This window comes from Paenibacillus sp. FSL L8-0340, assembly GCF_038593145.1.
In the GTDB taxonomy this organism is placed as follows: Bacteria; Bacillota; Bacilli; order Paenibacillales; family Paenibacillaceae; genus Paenibacillus_AQ.
Genome location: NZ_CP151967.1, coordinates 5498232 through 5518126, shown reverse-complemented (window position 1 = coordinate 5518126; position 19895 = coordinate 5498232). Strand labels below are relative to the sequence as shown.

The following is a 19895-nucleotide window of genomic DNA, read 5'->3' as shown; positions in this document are numbered from 1 at the left end:
TTTGGGGGACGGTCTAACGGCCGCCTTTTTTTATTTCTTTTCTCCGCCCTCGGCATGGAGCTTGGCGATTAGCTTATCGCCCTCGACATCAAGGTTGGGAAGCAGACGATCCAGCCATTTCGGAAGCCACCAGGCTTTGTCTCCGAAGACCGCCATTACGGCCGGAACGAGCGTCATACGGATGATGAAGGCATCGATCAGGATACCGAAGGCCAGCGCGAAGCCGATCTGCTTAATCATCGCGTCAGGTGCGAAGATAAAGCCGGCGAAGACGGAAACCATGATTATGCCTGCTGCAAGTACGACGCGGCTGGCGAGATCATAGCCATGAACGACGCTGTCGTTGCCACGGCGTCCGTGGACGTAAGCCTCGCGCATGGAGCTGACCAGGAACACTTGATAGTCCATCGCCAGCCCGTACAGAATGCCGGTGACCAGAATCGGCATGAAGCTGAGCAGCGGACCCCCGGTGTCAAAACCGAACAGGGAGTGCAGCCATCCCCACTGGTACACGGCTGTGGTAAGGCCGAAGGTGGCGAGCACGCTGAGAATAAAGCCAACTGTCGCTTTGATCGGAACGATGACCGACCTGAAAACGAGCAGCAGGATGATTAACGACAGAATTACGATGATGCCAATATAAATTGGGAAAGCATCGGAAAGCTTGGAGGACATATCAATATTAATGGCGGTGAAGCCAGTCACGCCAAGCTTAACATCATTCCCGGATGCGAGGCCGGAAGCGGGATCGCGCAGATCCTGTACCAGATCTCTTGTCGCTGTATCTGTCGGGCCGGTTTTTGGAATTAGACTGATAATGGCGATATCTCCGGTCGCATTGACACCCATTGGGGACACCAGCGTGACGTTATCATGCATTTGCAGCTCCTGAACCAGCTTGCCCAGGGTCTGCATAGAAATCTTGTCGGCCGGGTTGTTCGGCTGGGCCACCAGCAGCAGTGGTCCGTTGAAGCCTTCGCCGAAGCCCTTGGAGATAATGTCATAGCTCTGGCGTGCCGGGGTGTCCAGGTTCGCCGAGGCACCGGACGGAATACCCAGCTCCATTTTTGTTACCGGGATCGCCGCTGTTCCAAGACCCAGAACCACCAGAATAATGATGATCCAGCGGTATTTCACGGTAGCGTTCGCCCAGCGGTGTGAGAACCCGTGGCGGGCTTTGTTAACGGAAGCAACGTTTTTGGAGCGGGCCTTAGCGGTGCAGATCCGTTCACCCACCAGACCCAGCAGCGCAGGCAGCAGGGTCAGCGCCAGCAGGACGTTGATCAGAACGCTGACAGCGGCCACTAGAGCCATGGTTGACAGGAAGCCAATGCCGATGACCAGCATGCCGCATAGGGCGATGATAACGGTTAGTCCGGCGAAAAATACTGCGCTGCCGGCGGTACCTAATGCCCGGCTTGCTGCTTCGCCGGCGCTTAATTTCTCATCGAGAATCAACCGTCGCTGCCGGTTGACGATGAACAGCGAGTAGTCGATGCCGACAGCCAGACCGATCATAACGGCGAGAATCGGCGTGATGTCATTCATCTGGATGATGCTTGAGAGGGCAAACGCTCCGCCGACGCTGATCCCGACGCCAAGGAGTGCGGTGATCAGCGGCAGCCCTGCGGCAACGACCGAGCCAAGCGTAATAAACAGTACAATGGCTGCGACGACGACGCCTACCGCTTCTGTCGATCCGATCGACGGAATACTCTTCAGCGAATCGCTCGGAATGGCTGTGATGCCAGAGCCTGCCTGCTCGACTTCGGTCACAGTGTTGATGATGTTATCCGGTACGGAAGATGGCAGCGACGTCTGCTGAACAGTGAATTGAAACTGGAACAGGGCGATGCTGCCGTCGGCGGATAACATGACGCCGGGAACCGGAACACCGTCAGCCAACAGCGGTCCGTAAGGAGCTGCCTGAGCTGTAGCAGCCGCTTGACCCGTTGCGGCCGAAGGGTCTGCAGTGGCAGATTGACCACTGGCAACAGCTTGTCCCGCAGCATCAGTCTGACCCGTAGCTGCGGAAGGATCAGCAGTGGCAGATTGACCACCGGCAGCGGCTTGACCCGCAGCGTCAGTCTGTCCCGTAGCGGCTGACGGGTTTGCTCCTGTAGCTTGTCCCGCAGCAGCGGCGGCTTGAGCAGCCAGCTCGGCCGGGTTGATAATATACTCCATATTATAGACATCATTGATAGCCTTCAGAATCAGCGCTGTCCGCTCCGGCGTGTCCAGCCGTTCTCCGGCAGGCGCGGTGAAGGCGACGCTCGCCTGGCCGCCGGCAGCAGCAGGAAGCTCTTCAGCCAGCATATCCAGAACTTTTTGCGATTCCGTGCCTTCAATTTTCATTTCGGAGCTGGATTGGATGCCATTGACGCCTAGCAGGGCACCTACAACACCGAGAATAAGAATCCAGGCCGTAAGGAAATACCATGGTTTGGAATAAGCCGATTTTCCCAATCGGTATAGAAATGTTGACATGTAATGGTTTCTCCTTTTTATCTCTGGTTTAGAAGCCGTTGCGTAAATAAGCAAACATGGAATTCAAATATTGATCGAACGACAATGCACCGGTGTGTTCATCCTGTGACTCGCCCGGCAGCAGCACGTTTAGCCGTCCGTCCAGAATTGGCACGAACGCTCCATAGACAGCACCCGCAAGAAGATGGGTATATCCGTCCGCATAACGTCCATGAGAGAACTGCTCGAGCGTCTGCTGTGCTGCGATCTGTAAACGGCGGAATACGCTGAGGATATAAGGCTCCAGCGAAGGGTACTGATTAGCAAGTGATACGAACTGGCGTAATTGATACAGAAACTCGGAAGTAAACTGCAGCTTCAGCAATTTGTACAAGGCATCCAGTGGTGTTGCATCCGGAGCCAAGCCTGTTAGCAGTATGTTCTTGTCCTCTTTTGAAATGTTGCCCATAAAATACTCTGCTACCGCCTCCTCTTTGCACGAGAAGTAATTGGCAAAGGTCCGCCGGGAGTAGCCGGCCTTCTGGACAACATCATCGACAATGAAGCCGTCCATACCCAACTCAAGTGCAAGCTCGAAGGCGGATTGGGATAAGGCATAAGCTGTGGCTTCCTTCTTTTTATCGCGCAATGTCGGCTTGGGGTTCAAGTTCCAAGCGACCTCCTTTCTTGAGTACAGAGGATGCTCTGCTCTCTATTTGCTATTTCTATATTATTGCCCAAAGAGCAAAATTGCACAATGGGCAATTATTTGCGGAATATGAGCTTCTTGAAACCATAATGAACAAAACATGTCGAAAGATAACTTTCGCATGTTTTGTTGTCTAAAGGGCTGCCCAAAAGGGCAGATTCTCCGTGCCCCTTTGGACGATGGCAGAAGGTCTCCCGGTCTATAAGATAAAGGCATAGAGAAAAACATTTAGCATAGAGGAGACGATACTGAAATGGCAAAATTATTATACCGGCTGGGGTTTTGGTCGGCGAAGAACCGGATTAAAGTCCTACTGGGAAGCATTACACTTTTGGTGGCAGCAGCTATTGTGGCACTGTCGATGGGTATCCATTTTGGTGAGGAAACCTCCATTCCCGGACTTGCCTCGCAAAAAACACTGGAGGTTATGGAAAAGGAATTTCCAAACCCGCAGGGTGACCTCGGGAAAACCCAATTGGTGCTAAAGGCTCCCGGCAATGAAACGTTATCCTCTGAAGCAGCACAGCAGCTAATTGCGGAGAAGCTTAAGGAAGTGGCAGCGGATCAGGAGGTAGCTTCGGTTGTAAGTCCGTATGACAACCATTCATTGAATGCGGACAGCAGCATTGGCTATGCCACAATTACGTATAAAGTGCCAGGTGACGAAGTTACAGAGGCATCGAAGGATTCAGTTACCGAGATTGCAGAAGGCCTGCGGGATGCCGGCTGGCAGGCCGAATTGATCGGCGACGGCTACGTAAAAATAGCAACCAGCAGTCCGGCCGAAGCACTTGGGGTATTGGTGGCCTTGGTAATCCTTGCAGTTGCTCTTGGTTCTATCCTTACCGGCGCTTTACCGATTTTAACAGCGGCTTTAGGCCTTGGCTTTGGTATTATGCTGATTATTATCGGAACGAGTATATTGGACATTCCGTCGTTTGCTTTATCGCTGGCCGGTATGCTTGGACTGGCTGTCGGCATCGATTATGCATTATTCGTTATCGCCAGATACCGCCAGCAGCTTGCCGAAGGCTATGAAAGACGGGAAGCAATCGCCATTGCGAATGGAACAGCCGGGAGTGCAGTGGTGTTTGCTGGAATAACAGTTATTATTGCTCTGCTCGGCTTTTCCTTTGTGGGCGTACCGTTCCTTAGTGCTATGGGCATGGCAGGCGCGCTATGTGTATTCACTGCTATATTGATGACGATATTTGTGGTGCCGGCAATACTAGAATTAATGGGAGGTAAAATCAAAGCACCGGTCAAGCGTTCCAAGGGCTCAGAAAGCAAGCAGAAGCCGGCAGGCCGCGGGAATTTGTGGGGAAGATTTGTTACCGGGCAGCCTTTAGTGGCTGTAGTGCTGGGTGTTGCGCTGTTGGCAACCATTGCTCTGCCATTCTTCCACATGGAGACGGGCCTTGGGAATGACGGTCATAAATCGCCGGATAAAACCGAGCGCCGGGCCTACGACCTCCTAAGTGAAGCCTACGGTGAAGGGTATCATGGACCGTTAGTAATATTGGCAGAAACAGATGGCGGGGAAGCGGCTGCCGCCAATCTTAATAAAGTGATTGAAGAAGTGAAGACCTACCCCAACGTCGTTATGGTAAACCCGCCGGTGACTGGACCATCCGGAAAAGTGTCGCTGATTACCGTCGTGCCGGCAACGGGACCCAATGATTCAGAAACCTTAGACCTTGTGCATCTGATTCGTGATAAGGCTTCGGAAATAGAGCAGCAGGATCATGTCAAAATTGGGGTAACCGGCAGTACTGCTGTCAATATTGATATCACTCAGAAGTTGAATCAGGCCTTGCCTAAATTTTGCCTGATCATTGTTGGTTTGGCCTTTGTACTGCTGATGCTGGTGTTCCGTTCGATTCTGGTTCCGATCAAGGCAGTGCTCGGCTTCATTCTGTCGCTCGGTGCGACCTTGGGATTTGTCACCTATGTTGTTCAGGATGGTCATTTCCAAAAGCTGTTCGGATTCTATGCGGAAGCGCCGGTGTTCAATTTCCTGCCGATCATTGTAGTTGGTGTTCTGTTCGGCCTGGCGATGGACTATGAAGTGTTTCTGGTCAGCCGGATGCGTGAGGAGTTCAAGAAGAGTGGAGATGCCAAGAAGTCTGTTCTTGCCGGTATGCACCACAGTGGCGGAGTCGTAACCGCAGCAGGACTTATCATGGTTGCCGTCTTTACCGGATTCATTCTGGCAGAGGAGCCTATGGTCAAGGTCATGGGACTGGCGCTCGCCTTTGGGGTTCTGTTTGATGCCTTTGTAGTCCGGATGTTGATTGTTCCTGGTCTTATGACCCTGCTTGGGAAGTCGGCCTGGTATTTTCCAAAGTGGCTGGACCGGCTGCTTCCCAACCTGGATGTGGAGGGTGAGGAAGTTATGAAGGAAGTAGAACAGAAACAGCTGAAATTTGTGAAGGAAGCTAATATCAGATTCTTGGCTGAACCCTTAGAATAAGCTGGTTTAAGAAGCGGCAGCCGTTGATTAGTACAATATTCAATGACTGCCGCATTATTATCCATAAATCGTTAAGAAACTGGGGGAGGTTGCAGTGAGGATAGGCGTTATTGGGGTGGGGTATGCGGGATTGGTGTACGGTGCAGTAATTCATTGGCAAAGAGGTGTTGCTCCATGACCCGCCTTTCAGTGGTCGCACCTGTCTATAACGAAGAGGGTAATATTTACGATCTTTACTTAAGCATCACGAACGCGTTGAAAGAGAAAGTGGAAAGTTATGAAATAGTGCTGGTGAATGATGGCAGCAGAGATCGAAGTGCTGTCCTGCTGAATGAAATCGCCCAGATGGATGAGGCGGTAAAGGTCATTCATTTTGAGAAAAACTATGGGCAAACGGCTGCGGTCTGGGCCGGAATTAAGCGCTCTACAGGCGAATTAATCGCCCTTATGGATGCAGACCTCCAGACAGATCCCCGGGATATCTTCAGACTGATGCCATTTATTGAGAGGATCGATTTTGTAAATGGAAAACGGGTGGATCGCAAAGAACCCATGCTGAAGAAAATATCTTTGCGGCTCGGAAATAGAATTCGCAATTGGATCACCGGAGATTCGATTTATGATACAGACTGCCCTATGAAACTCTTCACCCGGGAGGTGGCAGACAGCTTTCATTTATACAATGGAATGCACCGTTTTCTGCCGACACTCGCAAAGATGAATGGATTCTCAGTCCTTGAAGTCACGGTAACCCATCAGAGAAGGAAATACAGCGTATCTAAATATGGGATTTTGAAGGAGGGGTGCACAGGTTTTATGGATGCCATGGTCATCGGCTGGCTCAAAAAGAGAGGGATTCTGTACCATGTTAAAGGAGGAAATTAAGATAAAATTACACAATAAAGTAGCGGTTGTTACAGGTGCACCGTCAGGGGTAGGCCGGGCGATAGCGGAATTGTATGCCAAGGAAGGTGCCATGGTTGTGGTGGCCGATCCGGGGATGTGGTCTCTGAGGTCGTGGACGGAATCAATCTGGCCGGAGGGGCAGCCGTGGGCATCGTTGCTAGGAACTCAGCGCAGTGAGGCGGTTGAGCCTATAGAAATTGCGACCGTTGCCCTTTTCCTTGCCTCCGAGGATTCCAAGTTTGTCAACGGAACTGTGATTGCGGCAGATGGTGGCTGGCGGCGTATTAACCCATAGCACGCTCAATGAATACTCGTAAGCAAAGGTTAAGAGGCATTGATGGAGATTTCCATGCAATGTCTCTTTGTGTATTATGAGGAGTTCAGCCACACTGCCCAAAAGGGCAAATATCATTTGCCCTTTTGGACGGTGTGGAAAGTCTTACAACATTATAGAATTAAAAGAAGTGGAAAATTATAAAGTTAGGGATGCTTTTACATGTATTTAATAGAGGATTACAGCAGAATGCAGTTAGGTTAAAATAAAACTTACGGATCAGAGAGACGATCAGGGGGAGGACCATTGAACAATAAAAAAAACGGAATGCAGGATATTAGTGAATTATTCGCTTCAAGGCTGCCGACTTTGATTTGGGTGTCAATCGTTTATGCAGGAACAATAATACTGCAATTTCTTAAGGAGCCTTTGATTTTAGAAGGTGCTGTATTTACAGGCTTGTTTACAGTTCATGGATTATTACACTGGAATTCCTACAGAGTCACTCACAATAAATTTTGGCTGTATTTCTCAATTCAAGCGGCTTTAATTTATTTGTGTGCGATTTTAATGCGAGATGGTTATCAGGCGGTTTTAATCGGACTGCTGCCTATACTGATAGCTCAGAGCCTCAGTCTTTCCTTCCGGGTGAAGAGAGCAGTATTCGTTTCACTTATCAGTATTGTGGTATTTTTTAATTCCGCTTTGACTGTTGGAGATTCCGGTGAACTTATCTTATTTCTTCCTATATTTATTCTGATGCTGATTATTGTGCTGGCTTATGCAATATTGTTCTTCAAGCAGGTCCAAGAGCGGCTCAGAATTCAGAGCTTTCTGGAGGATCTGAGAGAAGCCCATGAGAAGGTGGAGGAGTTAACCCTTGCGAATGAACGCCAGCGTATGGCCCGGGATTTGCATGATACACTGGCACAAGGGGTTGCCGGACTCATTATGCAGCTCGAAGCCGCAGATGCTCATATGTCACAGAATCATGCGGAGCGGGCGCAGGGAATTATCAGGCAGTCGATGCAGCATGCACGCCGGACATTGGCCGAAGCCCGGAGAGCGATTGACAATCTGCGCTTGAAATCAGCACCCGAGATTGATTTCAAGGAGGCCATTGGCGATGAAATTGAACATTTTAATGACGCCACCGGGATCCTTGTATCCACGGAATATCATTTGAACAAGCGGTTGTCCAGATTGCTGATGGAACATAGCCTGCATATCATTAAAGAATGTCTGACCAATATTGCCCGCCATGCAAAGGCTGATAAAGTATGGGTTGTGGTTTCCACGCAATACGACAGGCTGATTATTGAGATTAGGGATAATGGCATTGGATTTAAAACAGATGATATTGGCAAGGATGCCGGACACTATGGGTTGCTGGGAATTAAAGAGCGGGTAAGACTAATTGGAGGAGAGATTAACGTGGACAGTAACTCAGAAGGAACCCGCATTAAGCTGGAGACACCTTTCATTGAAGGAGAACTTACATGAATGTATACAAAATTATGATTGTAGACGATCACTTTGTAGTCCGGGAAGGATTAAAGCTGATTCTGGAGACAAGTGAGCAGTTTCAAATGGTTGGTGAAGCCGGGAACGGTTCAGAGGCACTGCAATTGATCAAGGAGCTGCAGCCAGACGTGATTCTGATGGATTTGAATATGCCAGTTATGGGCGGCCTGGATACGATGAAGGAGTTAAGGAACCAAGGATGCACGATTCCGGTAATAATTCTCACAACCTATAACGAGGACGATCTAATGATTAGTGGCCTGGCCATGGGGGCGAAAGGATATTTGTTGAAAGATACCAGCCGTGAGAATCTGTTCAGAAACATTGAGTCGGCAGTACGTGGAGAAACCTTGCTCTCCGCCGATATTATGGAACGGGTAATTGCAGTCAAGTCGCAGCAGAAAGCTCCAATTCCTCTGAAACATGAAGCCAATCGCTTGACTGACAAAGAAATATTCATCCTGCAGTCTGTCGCCAAGGGGTTCAAAAGCAAAGTAATTGCCATTGATATGGGAATCTCCGAGCGTACCGTAAAAGCACATTTAACGACCATTTACAATAAGCTTGGAGTAGATTCACGTTCGCAGGCGGTTGCCGTTGCACTGGAGCGGGGGATTTTGGAAATGTAAGATCGGGTTGTCCTGCAACTATGGTGATGATCAGAAAGTGATTGAAGTCAAATTCAGAATTAATTACCCTTCAGAGAGGGAGTACTCTTCACCTTCCACCAAATCCTTGTAATCAGCGCTCCATTCTCCGCCGTGTTCACTGTTCGGATTCACCCATTGCTTGTTTCCGTACCAGGCCCCTGCTTCCAGTACCAGAACTTTCAGCCCCGCTTCTCCAAGCTCATTAGCCGCAACGGCACCTCCGCCGCCGGTCCCGATAACAATTACATCAGCATCGAACATGGGCTCAGCTGCACACAATAGATGATCCCCCTCCCTGCCGCTCAATAGTCAACACATTGCCAAGCAGGGCCCGATAACCAGAGACAATTCCCGGGTATTCTGCTTGTATCCAACCCACCGGAACCCTTCCAGTCTCCGCTTCGTCGGAACACTGAGCCGGGTCTTTCCGTATGCCGGCCATTCCGAGTAGTTGCCAAACATGGTCTGTCTGTTGAGGAAATCTATGTTATACCGTATAAGACCTGCATCATTCCGGAAGGGCGGCGAACGGACTTCCCTCCCAAACGGAATAATCAATAACAGCCTGCATTTGTCCGGAGGCGACGAATTGAACGGCACCGCAATTGAGCAACCCGGCGACAGGAGAGGCTAGCGGTACAACTGTCAAATAAAAACCCTGCACAAGCGAAAGAGAGTGGTCCAGCTCCCAGATCATATACTCGTGAACACATAAATTAACAGCACCTGCAGTTTGCACGTCCCCGCATACGGAGCCTGTCGCAGTATTTGGGATTATTGCTTCAACAAGAGCGCGAAATGTGGTACAGGTATGGGGAGAGACGGTTGCGGCGTAGGTTGCAGCCGGATGCATAACAAATCCCCCTTTGCTATAACGGATTTTGCTGGTCTCCAGTTTCCCGTATATAGATATCTATTCCTCAGAATTCACTTTAGACGCTGTTCAGCAGCAAGAATCTGAAATCTTAAAGAGTTGAATAGATGGAGCAGGCTGTATTAACGAAGTAGCTGGCGATTCCCGATAAAAATACCTATACAAGTTGAACTAAAGAACTACCTTGAGGCTAAAGCAGCGGAGGGGAATTTTGGAACTGTAGGAGCGATAGCGACCGCCTGAAAGCTTTCCGTAGGAAAGTTCGCTTCGAAAGCATAAGCAGTCTCCGGATTTCAACCGCAAATAGCGGGTTAAATCAAGAAATCGGGAGAAGGGCAGCGGCCGGAAGTCCAAACATTCACCGCAGTTGCGTTCTATGCCGGTTGGGTAAGTCTAAAGTTCAACTTATATAAGTGACAAGATGATTTACATTCAGTTTAAACATTTATCTTACATTAAAATGAATTCTCAGATATGGAGGTAAGATCTTTTGGAATTGTTTGAATATATTTTGCTGATGCTGGCGGCAGTCTCTTTATCCAATTTAGTGAACCGGTTTATCCCTTCGGTCTCCGTGCCTATTATTCAAATCGTGCTGGGGATAGTGATTACTTGGCTGCCCCTGCACTATGAACTGAAACTAAATCCGGAGCTGTTCTTGTTGCTGTTCATTGCCCCGTTGCTGTTCAATGACGGCAGGCATGCCGACAAAGAGGCACTTTGGAAGCTGAAGAAGCCCATTCTTTTGCTGGCGCTGGGTCTAGTCTTTGTAACGGTAGGAGTCATGGGATATTTCCTTAATTGGCTGCTTCCGGTCATCCCGCTGGCGGCGTCCTTTGCACTGGCGGCTGCATTAGCGCCTACTGATGCCGTGGCGGTGGGCGCACTGGAGCAGAAAGTCAGAATCCCCCACCGGACGATGCAAATCCTTGAGGGAGAATCTTTAATAAATGACGCATCGGGTCTAGTTTCCTTTCAGTTTGCCGTGGCCGCTATGGTCACTGGGGTGTTCTCCTTCAAATCCGCCGGGCTCAGCTTCATTTCCATTTCACTAGGCGGTGTGGTGCTGGGTCTTCTGCTCACGCTAGTGAAATATGGAGTGGTGAAATGGCTGCGGAGACTGGGAATGGAGAATGTTACACTTCACATGCTGATTGAGATCCTGACTCCCTTTTTGATTTTTATGGCTGCCGAGGAACTGGGGGTTAACGGCATCCTTGCCGTCGTCGCCGCAGGAATTGCCCATTCTTTCGGATACAAGAAAATGAATCCCGAAGTAGCCAAGCTGAGCATTGTCTCTAAAAGCACCTGGTCGGTCATAATTTTTGTATTGAACGGGCTGGTCTTCCTGCTGCTTGGCACCCAGCTTCCGGAGATTATTCAGACGATTTGGAACAGCCCGGAAATAGGGAATTTTAAAGTGATTATGTACACGCTGCTATTGACTGCGGCTGTACTCGGGCTGCGCCTTATCTGGGCCCTTCTGATGAATATTCCCGAAGGGACCGAACCGCGCGCCCCTTGGCAGCTCAGATTCAAGAAGGCAATTATCCTTAGTTTGTCAGGAGTCCGTGGAACGATCACACTGGCGAGTACATTGTCGCTGCCGTTTTTTCTTAATGATGGCACAGTATTTCCGGCCAGAGATCTGATCATTTTCCTGGCGGCTGGAGTTATATTGTGGACTCTGCTGGCCTCCAACTATCTGCTGCCGCTTTTATTGGGGAAAGAAACGCAAACAGAGCAGGAAGAGGAGGAGATTCAGACGAAAATTGAGATTCTGAGGAATGTTGTTAGCGGATTAAACGACCTGACCACGGACCAGAACCGGCTGGCTACTGCCCAGATCATCAATACGTATACCTCCAGAATCCGAACGCTCAGGAAAGATGAGAAGAAGGATAAGGTACAGCAGGCCTTGGGCCTGGCTGTCCTGCAATGGGAAAGAGAGAATACGCTGCTTGCGCTGGACAACAAAAAAGTGAATCCATATACAGCGTACCGTTATCTGAACAGAATTAACCGGCTGCTGTTTATGCACACACGGAATCCCCAGTATAAAAGAGAGCTGTTCCCCGTTAAGCATTGGGACGAGGTGGCCGGGGTGCTGCAGCAAGCCCGGTTAAGCATCCGCGAAAGACGTGCCGAATTGACCAGCCTCAGTATTCAAAATACTGCTTATGTCATTAAGCAGCTAAAGACTCTGCTTACAGAAGGAGGGCCGGATATGGAGACGGTCAACTCGGTAGTTCTGCAATATGAACGGATGCTGCTGCGCCTGACAAGAAGCGAATCCGACACCGGCACCCGAAAAGAGTTCGACATGTCATTGCAGGAGCTGGCCCGGGTCGGAATTCAGCTGGAGAGAGATCATATCCAATCCATGTTCGAGACAGGGCGTCTCTCCAGACAGGGCATGAAAGAAATGAAACGCGATATCCTCTTCATGGAGCATGATCTGCGGGAAGAGACGAGTTAAGGAGGGCGGTCTTGCCACAGAAGGTGCTCATATCCAAAAGGGTGCTTGACCGTTGAAATAGGATAACTTATGCTTTCTTAGAGCACCAGCGTCCCCCAAAAAGATACTGCTTACAATGGTATGAAAAACAATCAAAGGAGAATTTCGAATGGAACAATCAATCTTTGATGATTTTGAGTGGATCAACCAAAGCAAGGCGAGCTATGTAGACGACAAACTGATTATTGAAGCACCGGCTGAAACGGATTTCTTCTGTAATAATGGTGCTATTTCGGAAACAGGAATTACCCCGGAAAGCCTCTTAAATGCCCCCTTTTACTACAAAGAGGTAACCGGAGATTTTGTGATGCGGGTTCAGGTTTCGCATGATTTTAAGGATACTTATGATTCGGCGACGATTATGGTGATGCAGGATTTTCAAGTATGGGCCAAAGCCTGCTTTGAAAAGACAGACTTTGATACCCATGCTGTAGTTAGCGTTGTAACCAATCATACTTCAGACGACGCCAACGGCTGTAATATTAACGGAAATATTGTATGGCTGCAGGTTACTAGAGTAGATAATGCATTCTCTTTCCACTATTCGCTGGATGGGATCAAGTTCGACATGATGCGGTTCTTCACTTTACCGGTGGGTCAGACCCTTAAGGTTGGTCTTGTAGCGCAGGCACCGGTAGGCCAAGGCGGGGAACGGATTTTTCATAATTTTTCATTGATTAATAGGACGGTAAAAAATATCCGGTTTGGCGAATAAACTTCAACCAGTTACATAGAGAATCATATGGAAGTAATACGTTGGCCGCTCTGCATGGAGCGGCCTCTTTCTGTGTTAATCATAGAAGCTAAATTAGTACATAGGTTGCTCTCAAAGGCCCATGAACGCCGACAACGAGCTGCATTTCAATATCGGCTGAATTCGAAGGACCGGAGATGAAGTTGATGGAGGAGCCCATAGGCTCACCTGCTTGAACTCGCCGGTTTAGATCGGCCGCGGCCTGAGTGGAGCGAAGTACCAGCCTCTTTTTTTCAATAATCGCAATATAATGGGCAGGCAGAAAGTGGAGGGAGCGGCCTTGATCCGGCCGGCTTTCTACGACAATCGTTCCTGACTCGGCTAGTGCGTAGTCGGCGAAGACAATCGCGGTATTGGCGCATTCGGAGCGGAGAATATTCTTCTCTCTTCCTGCCGCTTCCTCCCAGACGTACGAATCCGGGAAGTTTAACCTATAATCGGAAAACCGGGTATCTCCGGAAGTGATTACAGCGCCTCCGCCATTCGCTTGGATCAGATCATCCAATGTTCTCTGCAAAATCTCGGGATTCGACTCAATCAACTGAGTGTGGATAAAAAAGCACTGCTCTTTAAGAATCTCTATCAGCTCACCGGTTGTTAAATCGCCATAGCTGTTTGGAATCCACTCTTTCAGGTCGGGCCGCTGCACATCATGTACACGTTCTCGCCCCAGCTTGGAGGCGATTGTGTTTAGAAAAGACTCCTTGCCTGATACCGTCATTGGCCAGCCCCTCCTTTACGTTTGTCAAACCACGCCCGGAAGCTGTCTTGCTGCTTGACCGGTTGACTAAGATCACGAGCGTTGATCCAGCCGCGGACTAGGCCCGGTCCTCTAACAATTCGTCCCTGCCTGCTGATCAGCTGGCTGGCCGGGTTCGCAAACCGCAGTGCTTTGCCGAACAAAGCTTGGGAAGACAGCAGACGGCTGGCCGCCTTCATCTGAAGTCTATCTCCTGCACCGGTTCTGTTTTGTTCCACAATTTTCTGACGGTGCAGGATAAGCTGCTCGTGAAGCGGGATTTTAACCGGACAGACATCCGTACAGGCTGCACACAGGCTGGAGGCAAAAGGAAGCTCTTTGTAGTCATCGTATCCGCCCAGCAGCGGGGTGATTACTGCCCCGATCGGACCCGGATAAATGGAACCGTAAGCATGCCCGCCAATATGACGGTAGATCGGGCAGACGTTAAGACAGGCACCGCAGCGGATACACTGCAGGGCTTCGTTGAATTCACTTCCCAGAATCTCGGAGCGCCCGTTGTCTACTACGACTAAATGGAACTCTTCCGGACCATCCGTCTCCCCGGCTGCCGAGGGGCCCATTACAGTAATATAGCTGGTCAATTTCTGCCCCACAGCACTTCGGCAGAGCAGATTATCCAAAACCTCCATCTCCTCAAGTGTCGGGACGATTCGTTCCATCCCCATCACTGCAATATGTGTTTTTGGTATGGCGGCTGTAAGATCCCCGTTGCCTTCATTGGTCACCAGATTAATGGCTCCAAGGTTAGCGATGGCAAAGTTGCAGCCCGTAATCCCGACATCCGCCTCCAGAAACTTTTGCCGCAGCACCGAACGGGCAAAACGGGCGAGGTTCTCGGGACTTTCATCACCTGTATATCCAAGCTTCTCAGTGAACACTTTATGGATTTGCGTCCGGTCTTTATGCAGTGCAGGGGCCACAATATGTGAAGGCGGGTCCCAATCATCCATTTGAAGGATATATTCCCCAAGATCGGTCTCGATCAGGTCGCAGCCTGCTTCCATCAAGACATGATTCAGCTCAATTTCCTCGGTGACCATTGATTTGGATTTGACGATTTTTTTAGCCTTTTTTTGTACGATGATGTCCCGGATATAGCTGCTTGCTTCCTCTTTGGTTTTTGCAAAATAGATGTGTCCGCTCTTTTTCTCAATGTTATCTGCCAGCTGCGCTAAGTAATAATCCAGATGTTTCAGCGTATGCTGGCGGATTTGCTGGCCGAGGGTACGCCACTGCTCCCAATCCCCGAGAGAGGCTGCGGCGGAAAGGCGCCTGGTCTTCAGGCTGTCCTGGGCTAAGCTTACGGCGCTTCTCATGAAGGGATTACCAAGTCCATCTGTAGTCCGTTCGCTGAAATCCCGTTTATCCGTTTGCAGGCTCATGTCTGGCTTCCTCCTTGGCAGCAGCAGCATTGTGATGGTTCAGCACTTCTGCAATATGCATTATTTTCACAGGTTCGCCCTTGCGGGACAGGCGGCCGCCGATATTAAGCAGGCATCCCATATCTGCGCTGATCAGAATGTCCGCTCCGGTTTCAACGACACAACCGCATTTTTCATCTACCATTTGCTCGGAGATCTCAGGCATTTTCACGGAAAAGGTTCCACCAAAGCCGCAGCAATTATCACTGTTTTTGAGCGGCTCCAATTGGAGTCCCTGTACCTGTTCGAGCAATTGGAAGGGGGTTTCCTTTTCTCCCAGCAGTCTTGTCATATGGCAGGAACGGTGGTAGGTAGCGGTGCCTTCAAGCCTTGCGCCAACATCGGTAATACCAAGCACCCTTACGATGAATTGTGTGAACTCATATGATTTCTCTTTTAAAGCAATCGCTTTCAATTCCCAATGTGGATCTCCTTTGAAAATTTTCGGGTATTCATGAAACATAGCGATACAGGAGCCGGACGGACCCACGACATAATCGGAGCTTTCGAAGGCAAGCATCATGTTTTTCATCGCAAGCTTGGAATCCTCAAGATAACCGCTGTTATAAGTAGGTTGACCGCAGCACACCTGGGAAGCCGGAAAGTCGATTTCACAGCCGAGCCTTTCGAGAACTTGGACCATAGCAATTCCGACATTCGGGGTCATTAGGTCTACTAAACAAGTCGATAAAATACTGACTTTCAATTCGATCCCTCCCAATGCAACCTTGATAAGAATAGCTTAACTCAAGAAGTCAATGAAAAACAACACAAAAACAAATAAAAAATGTGAATGTTGTTGACATAAAATAATGATAACGTTTACACTATGAGAGGATTGAATGGAATAATCTACCTTGAGGGGGAGAGACAGTGGAAAAGCATTTGATGTATATCAACGGCCAGTTTACGGAATCAGAAGGCAACGAGTGGATGAATGTAACCAATCCATCAACAGATGAAGTCATTTCACAGGTTCCCAAAGCTACAAGGAATGATGTGGTGCGTGCCATTAACGCAGCGGAAGAAGCCCAGTCAGCCTGGGAGGAAACACCTGCGGTTGAAAGAGGAAAGTACCTTCATGCCATTGCCGATGGGATTCGGGCAGAGGTTGATATCCTTGCCAGACTGATCTCCGAAGAAGTAGGTAAGACCTTGGAATTGTCCACGGTAGAGGTTAACTTTACAGCAGACTATATGGATTATATGGCAGAATGGGCACGACGTTATGAAGGGGAAATTGTTCAGAGTGATCGTGATAATGAGAATATTTTTGTGTTTAAACGGGCGATTGGGGTCACCACAGGCATTCTACCATGGAATTTCCCGTTCTTTCTGATCGCCAGAAAAATGGCACCGGCCCTGATCACCGGAAATACGATTGTAGTCAAGCCTAGTGCCGAATCTCCGAACAATGCGGTGGCTTTCAGCAAAATTGTTGATAAAGCTGGCCTTCCTAAGGGCGTGTTCAACCTGGTTACCGGTAAAGGCGGAGAGGTCGGCAACGAATTGGCTAGTAACCCAAAAGTCGGTATGGTCAGTCTAACAGGCAGTGTGCCGGCAGGACAACAGGTGATGAAGGCGGCTGCTGAAAATATCATCAAGGTCAGTCTGGAGCTTGGCGGCAAGGCGCCTGCCATTGTTATGGATGATGCCGATCTGGATTTGGCTATCAAGGCAATCGTGGATTCCCGGGTGATCAATACAGGGCAGGTCTGCAACTGTGCGGAGCGGGTCTATGTGCATGAGAAGATCAAGGACGAATTCACCACCCGTCTGGTCGAGGCGATGAAGGCGGTGAAGTACGGCGATCCGCTGAAAGACAAGGATATTCATATGGGCCCGCTGATTAACAAGGCAGCGCAGGAATCCGTGCAGCAGAAGGTAGACCGTGCAGTACAAGAGGGCGCCAAGATCGCCTGCGGCGGTAAAAAGGTAGAGGGAGCAGGCAGCTTTTTTGAGCCGACGGTCATTACCGGTGCCACCAATGATATGGAAATTGTACAAGAGGAGATCTTTGGACCGGTTATCCCGATCATTTCTTTTGCAAACCTGGATGAAGCGATTGCGCTTGCCAATGACAGTGACTTTGGACTGACCTCTTCCCTGTATACCCGGAATCTGAACGTTGCGATGAAAGTCATCAAGCGTCTCAAATACGGGGAAACCTATATTAACCGCGAGAACTTTGAAGCAATGCAAGGCTTCCATGCAGGCTGGAGAAAATCCGGCATCGGCGGCGCGGACGGCAAACATGGTTTGAACGAATATCTCCAGACCCATGTGGTTTATTTACAATATGATAAATCGGTCAACTAAATTAGTGGAAAATGAATCCTGCACTTATTCGATACGGTCCGAAAGGGCCGTATTTTGTGTGGTTGGATGTAACTCTTTTAATTGTAAACAGCAAATTTTTGGAGCAGGATAGAGCTGTACATAATCATAGGGAGAAAGGATGCAGGACATGGAGAAAAATAATGAATGTATGTATTGTATGGGGGATGAAAGAAGGGACAACCTTATGATTGAGGTGGCTCAGCTAGAGGTTTCGACCGTGTTTCTGTTTAAAGAGCAGACGTATAAAGGCAGATGTAATGTTGTATATAAAGATCACGTAAAAGAGTTATTTCAGCTTACAGCAGAAGAATTATCGGCATTCATGAAGGATGTGCAAAAAGTGGCCGCAGCTATGGATCAGGCTTTTGCGCCAGATAAATTGAATTACGGGGCTTACGGAGACAAGCTGCATCACCTGCACATGCACATTGTTCCTAAATATGCAGATCAAAAGGATTGGGGCTCCACCTTCCAAATGAACCCGGGCGATACTTATTTAACTGACGAAGAATATGTTGAAATGATTGTTCATATTAAAAAGCACTTATAAGCTGGTTAGGTAATATTATCTCATTAGATCGTTTTTCATTAAGCGAACGGTCAGCAAATATTGAAAATTTGGAGGAGCTTAATGGGGACAGATATTCACTGTTTTGTAGAGGAAAAAATGTATCGCACCGGCATAAATGAAACTGACCGGACGGGAAAATGGATATCGATTGACAAATGGACTAAAAGCAGTTGGGCAATTCTTTATCCTGAACGAGATGAAGGACCTATTTGGAAGGTCGAACGAAAGGATATGGTTTTCACAGAGAGGAATTATGACCTTTTTGCAATTTTGGCTAATCAGCGGAATTGCGAGAATCTGCCTTATATCAGTGATCCGCGCGGGTTACCTGAAAACGTTAGTCCAGAGATTCCGCTTCAAATTATAGTTTTAGAGGGCCATAGTACGACGTGGTTTACTGCAAAAGAGCTGTTCGAATTTAATTGGAATCAAGTGTTTGAGTATGAAGATGAGACCATGGACGGTGAGAAAATAAATGGATCCGTCAATTATATGGAATGTGGGCGTACATTTTTAGAAGCCGTTAACCGTCTAGTTGGGAGGAAAAATTCATCGGATATTAGACTAATCATTACGTTTGACAATTAATGAATTGTTGTGGAAGTGACCTAACAATACGATCAACCGAAATAGTCCAATGCAAAACAACACGTAGTGATCTGCACTCGTGTTGTTTTGCATGTTTGGATATCCATACTTTTATATATCAAATATGTTGTTGCTAGATCGGCTTGCCAGGCTTTTAAAGATGCGAACCGCCGCTTGCGTCAATCAACTGACCGGTTACCCAGCGGCTGTCCTGAGAAGCGAGGAAGGCGGCGATATCCGCAATGTCTCCGGGTTCTCCCCAACGGTTGAAAACGGATAGGCCTGCCGCATATTTTTGTCCGTCAGGATCGCTTAAAGTTCCTTCATTCATCTCGGTGTTGATGATGCCGGGTTGGATGGAGTTGACCGTAATATTCCGGCTCCCCAACTGCTTAGCCAGCAGCAGCGTAAAGGTATTGATCGCTCCTTTTGTCATGCTGTAGGTGAAGACACCCGGTGAAGCTACCCGCGTCACGAAGGAAGAAATGTTAATGATGCGCCCGCCGTCCTTCAACCGCGGCAAAGCTTGCTGCGTTACAAAAAACGGCGCTTTGACGTTAATCGTCATCACTTCGTCAAAAGTAGCTTCCGTCGCTTCTTGGAAAGTAAGAATTTGCCCGATTCCCGCGTTGTTGACCAAAATATCGAATCCGCCGCCGTCCCCGTGCTCTTGAATCGCTTCGTCCAGCGCCGCGATCAACTCGCGAATGCCGTCAGGCGTGCTCAAATTTGCGCCAATCGCACAGGCGTTTCCTCCGTTTTGGGTGATTTGTTGCACGACCGCTTCCGCTTCATGGCGGCGTTGACCGTAATGAACGGCGACAAAAGCGCCCTCTTGCGCCAGACGTAACGCGACGTTGCGCCCGATCCCCCGGCTGGCCCCCGTTACTAATGCTATTTTTCCTGTCAATTTGCTCATCAGTACTCAGCTCCTTATTTTCTTTTCCTCTATAGTTTTAACATAGAAGCCGTTATGAAATGTTGCTCTCTTATTGCTTCGGGTGGCTGCACTGCCGTAGGTCTAATATTTTTCAGTCCATGTTTAGTCTCATTTATTGATAAGT

At 48.8% G+C, this 19895-nt stretch carries 17 protein-coding genes and 2 pseudogenes; 11 read left to right on the top strand and 8 right to left on the bottom strand.

Annotated features, from left to right (window positions below; translation table 11 throughout):
- Positions 1-30: 30 nt before the first annotated feature.
- Positions 31-2487 carry an MMPL family transporter gene (locus tag NST07_RS25215; protein ID WP_342480354.1) on the bottom strand — a complete coding sequence of 819 codons (2457 nt, stop codon included), beginning with the start codon at positions 2485-2487 and terminating at the stop codon, positions 31-33.
- 28 nt (positions 2488-2515) lie between these two features.
- Positions 2516-3133, bottom strand: a complete 618-nt coding sequence (locus tag NST07_RS25210; protein WP_341095214.1) for a TetR/AcrR family transcriptional regulator — start codon at positions 3131-3133, stop codon at positions 2516-2518.
- 295 nt (positions 3134-3428) lie between these two features.
- On the opposite strand from NST07_RS25210, the gene NST07_RS25205 reads away from it, so the two are divergent.
- The 6 genes and pseudogenes from NST07_RS25205 to NST07_RS25180 all read left to right on the top strand — a co-directional run bounded on the left by NST07_RS25205 (position 3429) and on the right by NST07_RS25180 (position 8981).
- On the top strand, positions 3429-5648 hold the full coding sequence (locus NST07_RS25205; protein WP_342480353.1) for an MMPL family transporter: 2220 nt from the start codon (positions 3429-3431) through the stop codon (positions 5646-5648).
- Positions 5649-5822: 174 nt separating this feature from the next.
- Positions 5823-6533 carry a glycosyltransferase family 2 protein gene (locus tag NST07_RS25200; RefSeq protein ID WP_341095211.1) on the top strand — a complete coding sequence of 237 codons (711 nt, stop codon included), beginning with the start codon at positions 5823-5825 and terminating at the stop codon, positions 6531-6533.
- A 1-nt stretch (position 6534) separates the two neighbouring features.
- Positions 6535-6654, top strand: a pseudogene (locus tag NST07_RS25195) (SDR family NAD(P)-dependent oxidoreductase); the annotation flags it as partial.
- Positions 6649-6849 carry an SDR family oxidoreductase gene (locus NST07_RS25190; RefSeq protein WP_341380402.1) on the top strand — a complete coding sequence of 67 codons (201 nt, stop codon included), beginning with the start codon at positions 6649-6651 and terminating at the stop codon, positions 6847-6849. The pseudogene NST07_RS25195 and the gene NST07_RS25190, both read left to right, overlap by 6 nt.
- Positions 6850-7134: 285 nt before the next feature.
- Positions 7135-8331, top strand: a complete 1197-nt coding sequence (locus tag NST07_RS25185; protein WP_341379349.1) for a sensor histidine kinase — start codon at positions 7135-7137, stop codon at positions 8329-8331.
- The gene (locus tag NST07_RS25180; RefSeq protein WP_342480352.1) at positions 8328-8981 is read left to right on the top strand and encodes a response regulator transcription factor; all 654 of its coding nucleotides are present in this window, start codon (positions 8328-8330) and stop codon (positions 8979-8981) included. The genes NST07_RS25185 and NST07_RS25180 overlap by 4 nt, the downstream gene beginning before the upstream one ends.
- Positions 8982-9080: 99 nt before the next feature.
- On the opposite strand, the pseudogene NST07_RS25175 reads toward NST07_RS25180, so the two are convergent.
- Together NST07_RS25175 and NST07_RS25170 are read right to left on the bottom strand one after the other, a co-directional pair.
- A pseudogene (locus NST07_RS25175) lies at positions 9081-9263 on the bottom strand (FAD-binding protein); the annotation flags it as partial.
- A 247-nt stretch (positions 9264-9510) separates the two neighbouring features.
- A complete protein-coding gene (locus NST07_RS25170) occupies positions 9511-9855 on the bottom strand; it encodes a hypothetical protein (RefSeq protein WP_342480351.1) in 345 nt (114 codons plus the stop codon).
- A gap of 511 nt (positions 9856-10366) precedes the next feature.
- On the opposite strand from NST07_RS25170, the gene NST07_RS25165 reads away from it, so the two are divergent.
- Both NST07_RS25165 and NST07_RS25160 read left to right on the top strand, forming a co-directional pair.
- On the top strand, positions 10367-12355 hold the full coding sequence (locus NST07_RS25165; protein WP_341379347.1) for a Na+/H+ antiporter: 1989 nt from the start codon (positions 10367-10369) through the stop codon (positions 12353-12355).
- A 148-nt stretch (positions 12356-12503) separates the two neighbouring features.
- The gene (locus tag NST07_RS25160; protein WP_341095203.1) at positions 12504-13109 is read left to right on the top strand and encodes a DUF1349 domain-containing protein; all 606 of its coding nucleotides are present in this window, start codon (positions 12504-12506) and stop codon (positions 13107-13109) included.
- A gap of 88 nt (positions 13110-13197) precedes the next feature.
- Here NST07_RS25160 and NST07_RS25155 read toward each other — a convergent pair whose 3' ends face one another.
- The 3 genes from NST07_RS25155 to NST07_RS25145 are packed head-to-tail and all read right to left on the bottom strand — an operon-like array spanning position 13198 to position 16038.
- On the bottom strand, positions 13198-13869 hold the full coding sequence (locus NST07_RS25155; protein WP_341095201.1) for a lactate utilization protein C: 672 nt from the start codon (positions 13867-13869) through the stop codon (positions 13198-13200).
- A complete protein-coding gene (locus tag NST07_RS25150; protein WP_341095199.1) occupies positions 13866-15293 on the bottom strand; it encodes a LutB/LldF family L-lactate oxidation iron-sulfur protein in 1428 nt (475 codons plus the stop codon). Before NST07_RS25150 ends, NST07_RS25155 begins: the two co-directional genes overlap by 4 nt.
- Entirely contained in the window at positions 15274-16038 is a 765-nt protein-coding gene (locus NST07_RS25145) for a (Fe-S)-binding protein (protein WP_342480350.1), read from the bottom strand. The genes NST07_RS25150 and NST07_RS25145 overlap by 20 nt, the downstream gene beginning before the upstream one ends.
- Positions 16039-16205: 167 nt before the next feature.
- Between NST07_RS25145 and aldA the strand changes: the two genes are divergently transcribed.
- The 3 genes from aldA (at position 16206) to NST07_RS25130 (ending at position 18831) form a co-directional block, all read left to right on the top strand.
- Positions 16206-17651 (top strand): aldehyde dehydrogenase, encoded by a 1446-nt coding sequence (aldA, locus tag NST07_RS25140; RefSeq protein WP_341379344.1) that lies wholly within the window; start codon positions 16206-16208, stop codon positions 17649-17651.
- A gap of 148 nt (positions 17652-17799) precedes the next feature.
- The gene (locus tag NST07_RS25135; protein WP_341095193.1) at positions 17800-18222 is read left to right on the top strand and encodes an HIT family protein; all 423 of its coding nucleotides are present in this window, start codon (positions 17800-17802) and stop codon (positions 18220-18222) included.
- A gap of 81 nt (positions 18223-18303) precedes the next feature.
- On the top strand, positions 18304-18831 hold the full coding sequence (locus NST07_RS25130) for a hypothetical protein (RefSeq protein ID WP_341095191.1): 528 nt from the start codon (positions 18304-18306) through the stop codon (positions 18829-18831).
- Positions 18832-18985: 154 nt separating this feature from the next.
- Here NST07_RS25130 and NST07_RS25125 read toward each other — a convergent pair whose 3' ends face one another.
- Entirely contained in the window at positions 18986-19750 is a 765-nt protein-coding gene (locus tag NST07_RS25125; RefSeq protein WP_341095188.1) for an SDR family oxidoreductase, read from the bottom strand.
- Positions 19751-19895: the final 145 nt, after the last annotated feature.

Excerpts from the sequence above, each read along its gene's own strand:
- NST07_RS25215 (WP_342480354.1), bottom strand. The coding sequence starts at position 2,487 with ATGTCAACATTTCTATACCGATTGGGAAAATCGGCTTATTCCAAACCA.
- NST07_RS25205 (WP_342480353.1), top strand. The coding sequence starts at position 3,429 with ATGGCAAAATTATTATACCGGCTGGGGTTTTGGTCGGCGAAGAACCGG.
- NST07_RS25200 (WP_341095211.1), top strand. The coding sequence starts at position 5,823 with ATGACCCGCCTTTCAGTGGTCGCACCTGTCTATAACGAAGAGGGTAAT.
- NST07_RS25190 (WP_341380402.1), top strand. The coding sequence starts at position 6,649 with ATGTGGTCTCTGAGGTCGTGGACGGAATCAATCTGGCCGGAGGGGCAG.
- NST07_RS25180 (WP_342480352.1), top strand. The coding sequence starts at position 8,328 with ATGAATGTATACAAAATTATGATTGTAGACGATCACTTTGTAGTCCGG.
- NST07_RS25170 (WP_342480351.1), bottom strand. The coding sequence starts at position 9,855 with ATGCATCCGGCTGCAACCTACGCCGCAACCGTCTCTCCCCATACCTGT.
- NST07_RS25160 (WP_341095203.1), top strand. The coding sequence starts at position 12,504 with ATGGAACAATCAATCTTTGATGATTTTGAGTGGATCAACCAAAGCAAG.
- NST07_RS25155 (WP_341095201.1), bottom strand. The coding sequence starts at position 13,869 with ATGACGGTATCAGGCAAGGAGTCTTTTCTAAACACAATCGCCTCCAAG.
- NST07_RS25150 (WP_341095199.1), bottom strand. The coding sequence starts at position 15,293 with ATGAGCCTGCAAACGGATAAACGGGATTTCAGCGAACGGACTACAGAT.
- NST07_RS25135 (WP_341095193.1), top strand. The coding sequence starts at position 17,800 with ATGGAGAAAAATAATGAATGTATGTATTGTATGGGGGATGAAAGAAGG.
- NST07_RS25130 (WP_341095191.1), top strand. The coding sequence starts at position 18,304 with ATGGGGACAGATATTCACTGTTTTGTAGAGGAAAAAATGTATCGCACC.
- NST07_RS25125 (WP_341095188.1), bottom strand. The coding sequence starts at position 19,750 with ATGAGCAAATTGACAGGAAAAATAGCATTAGTAACGGGGGCCAGCCGG.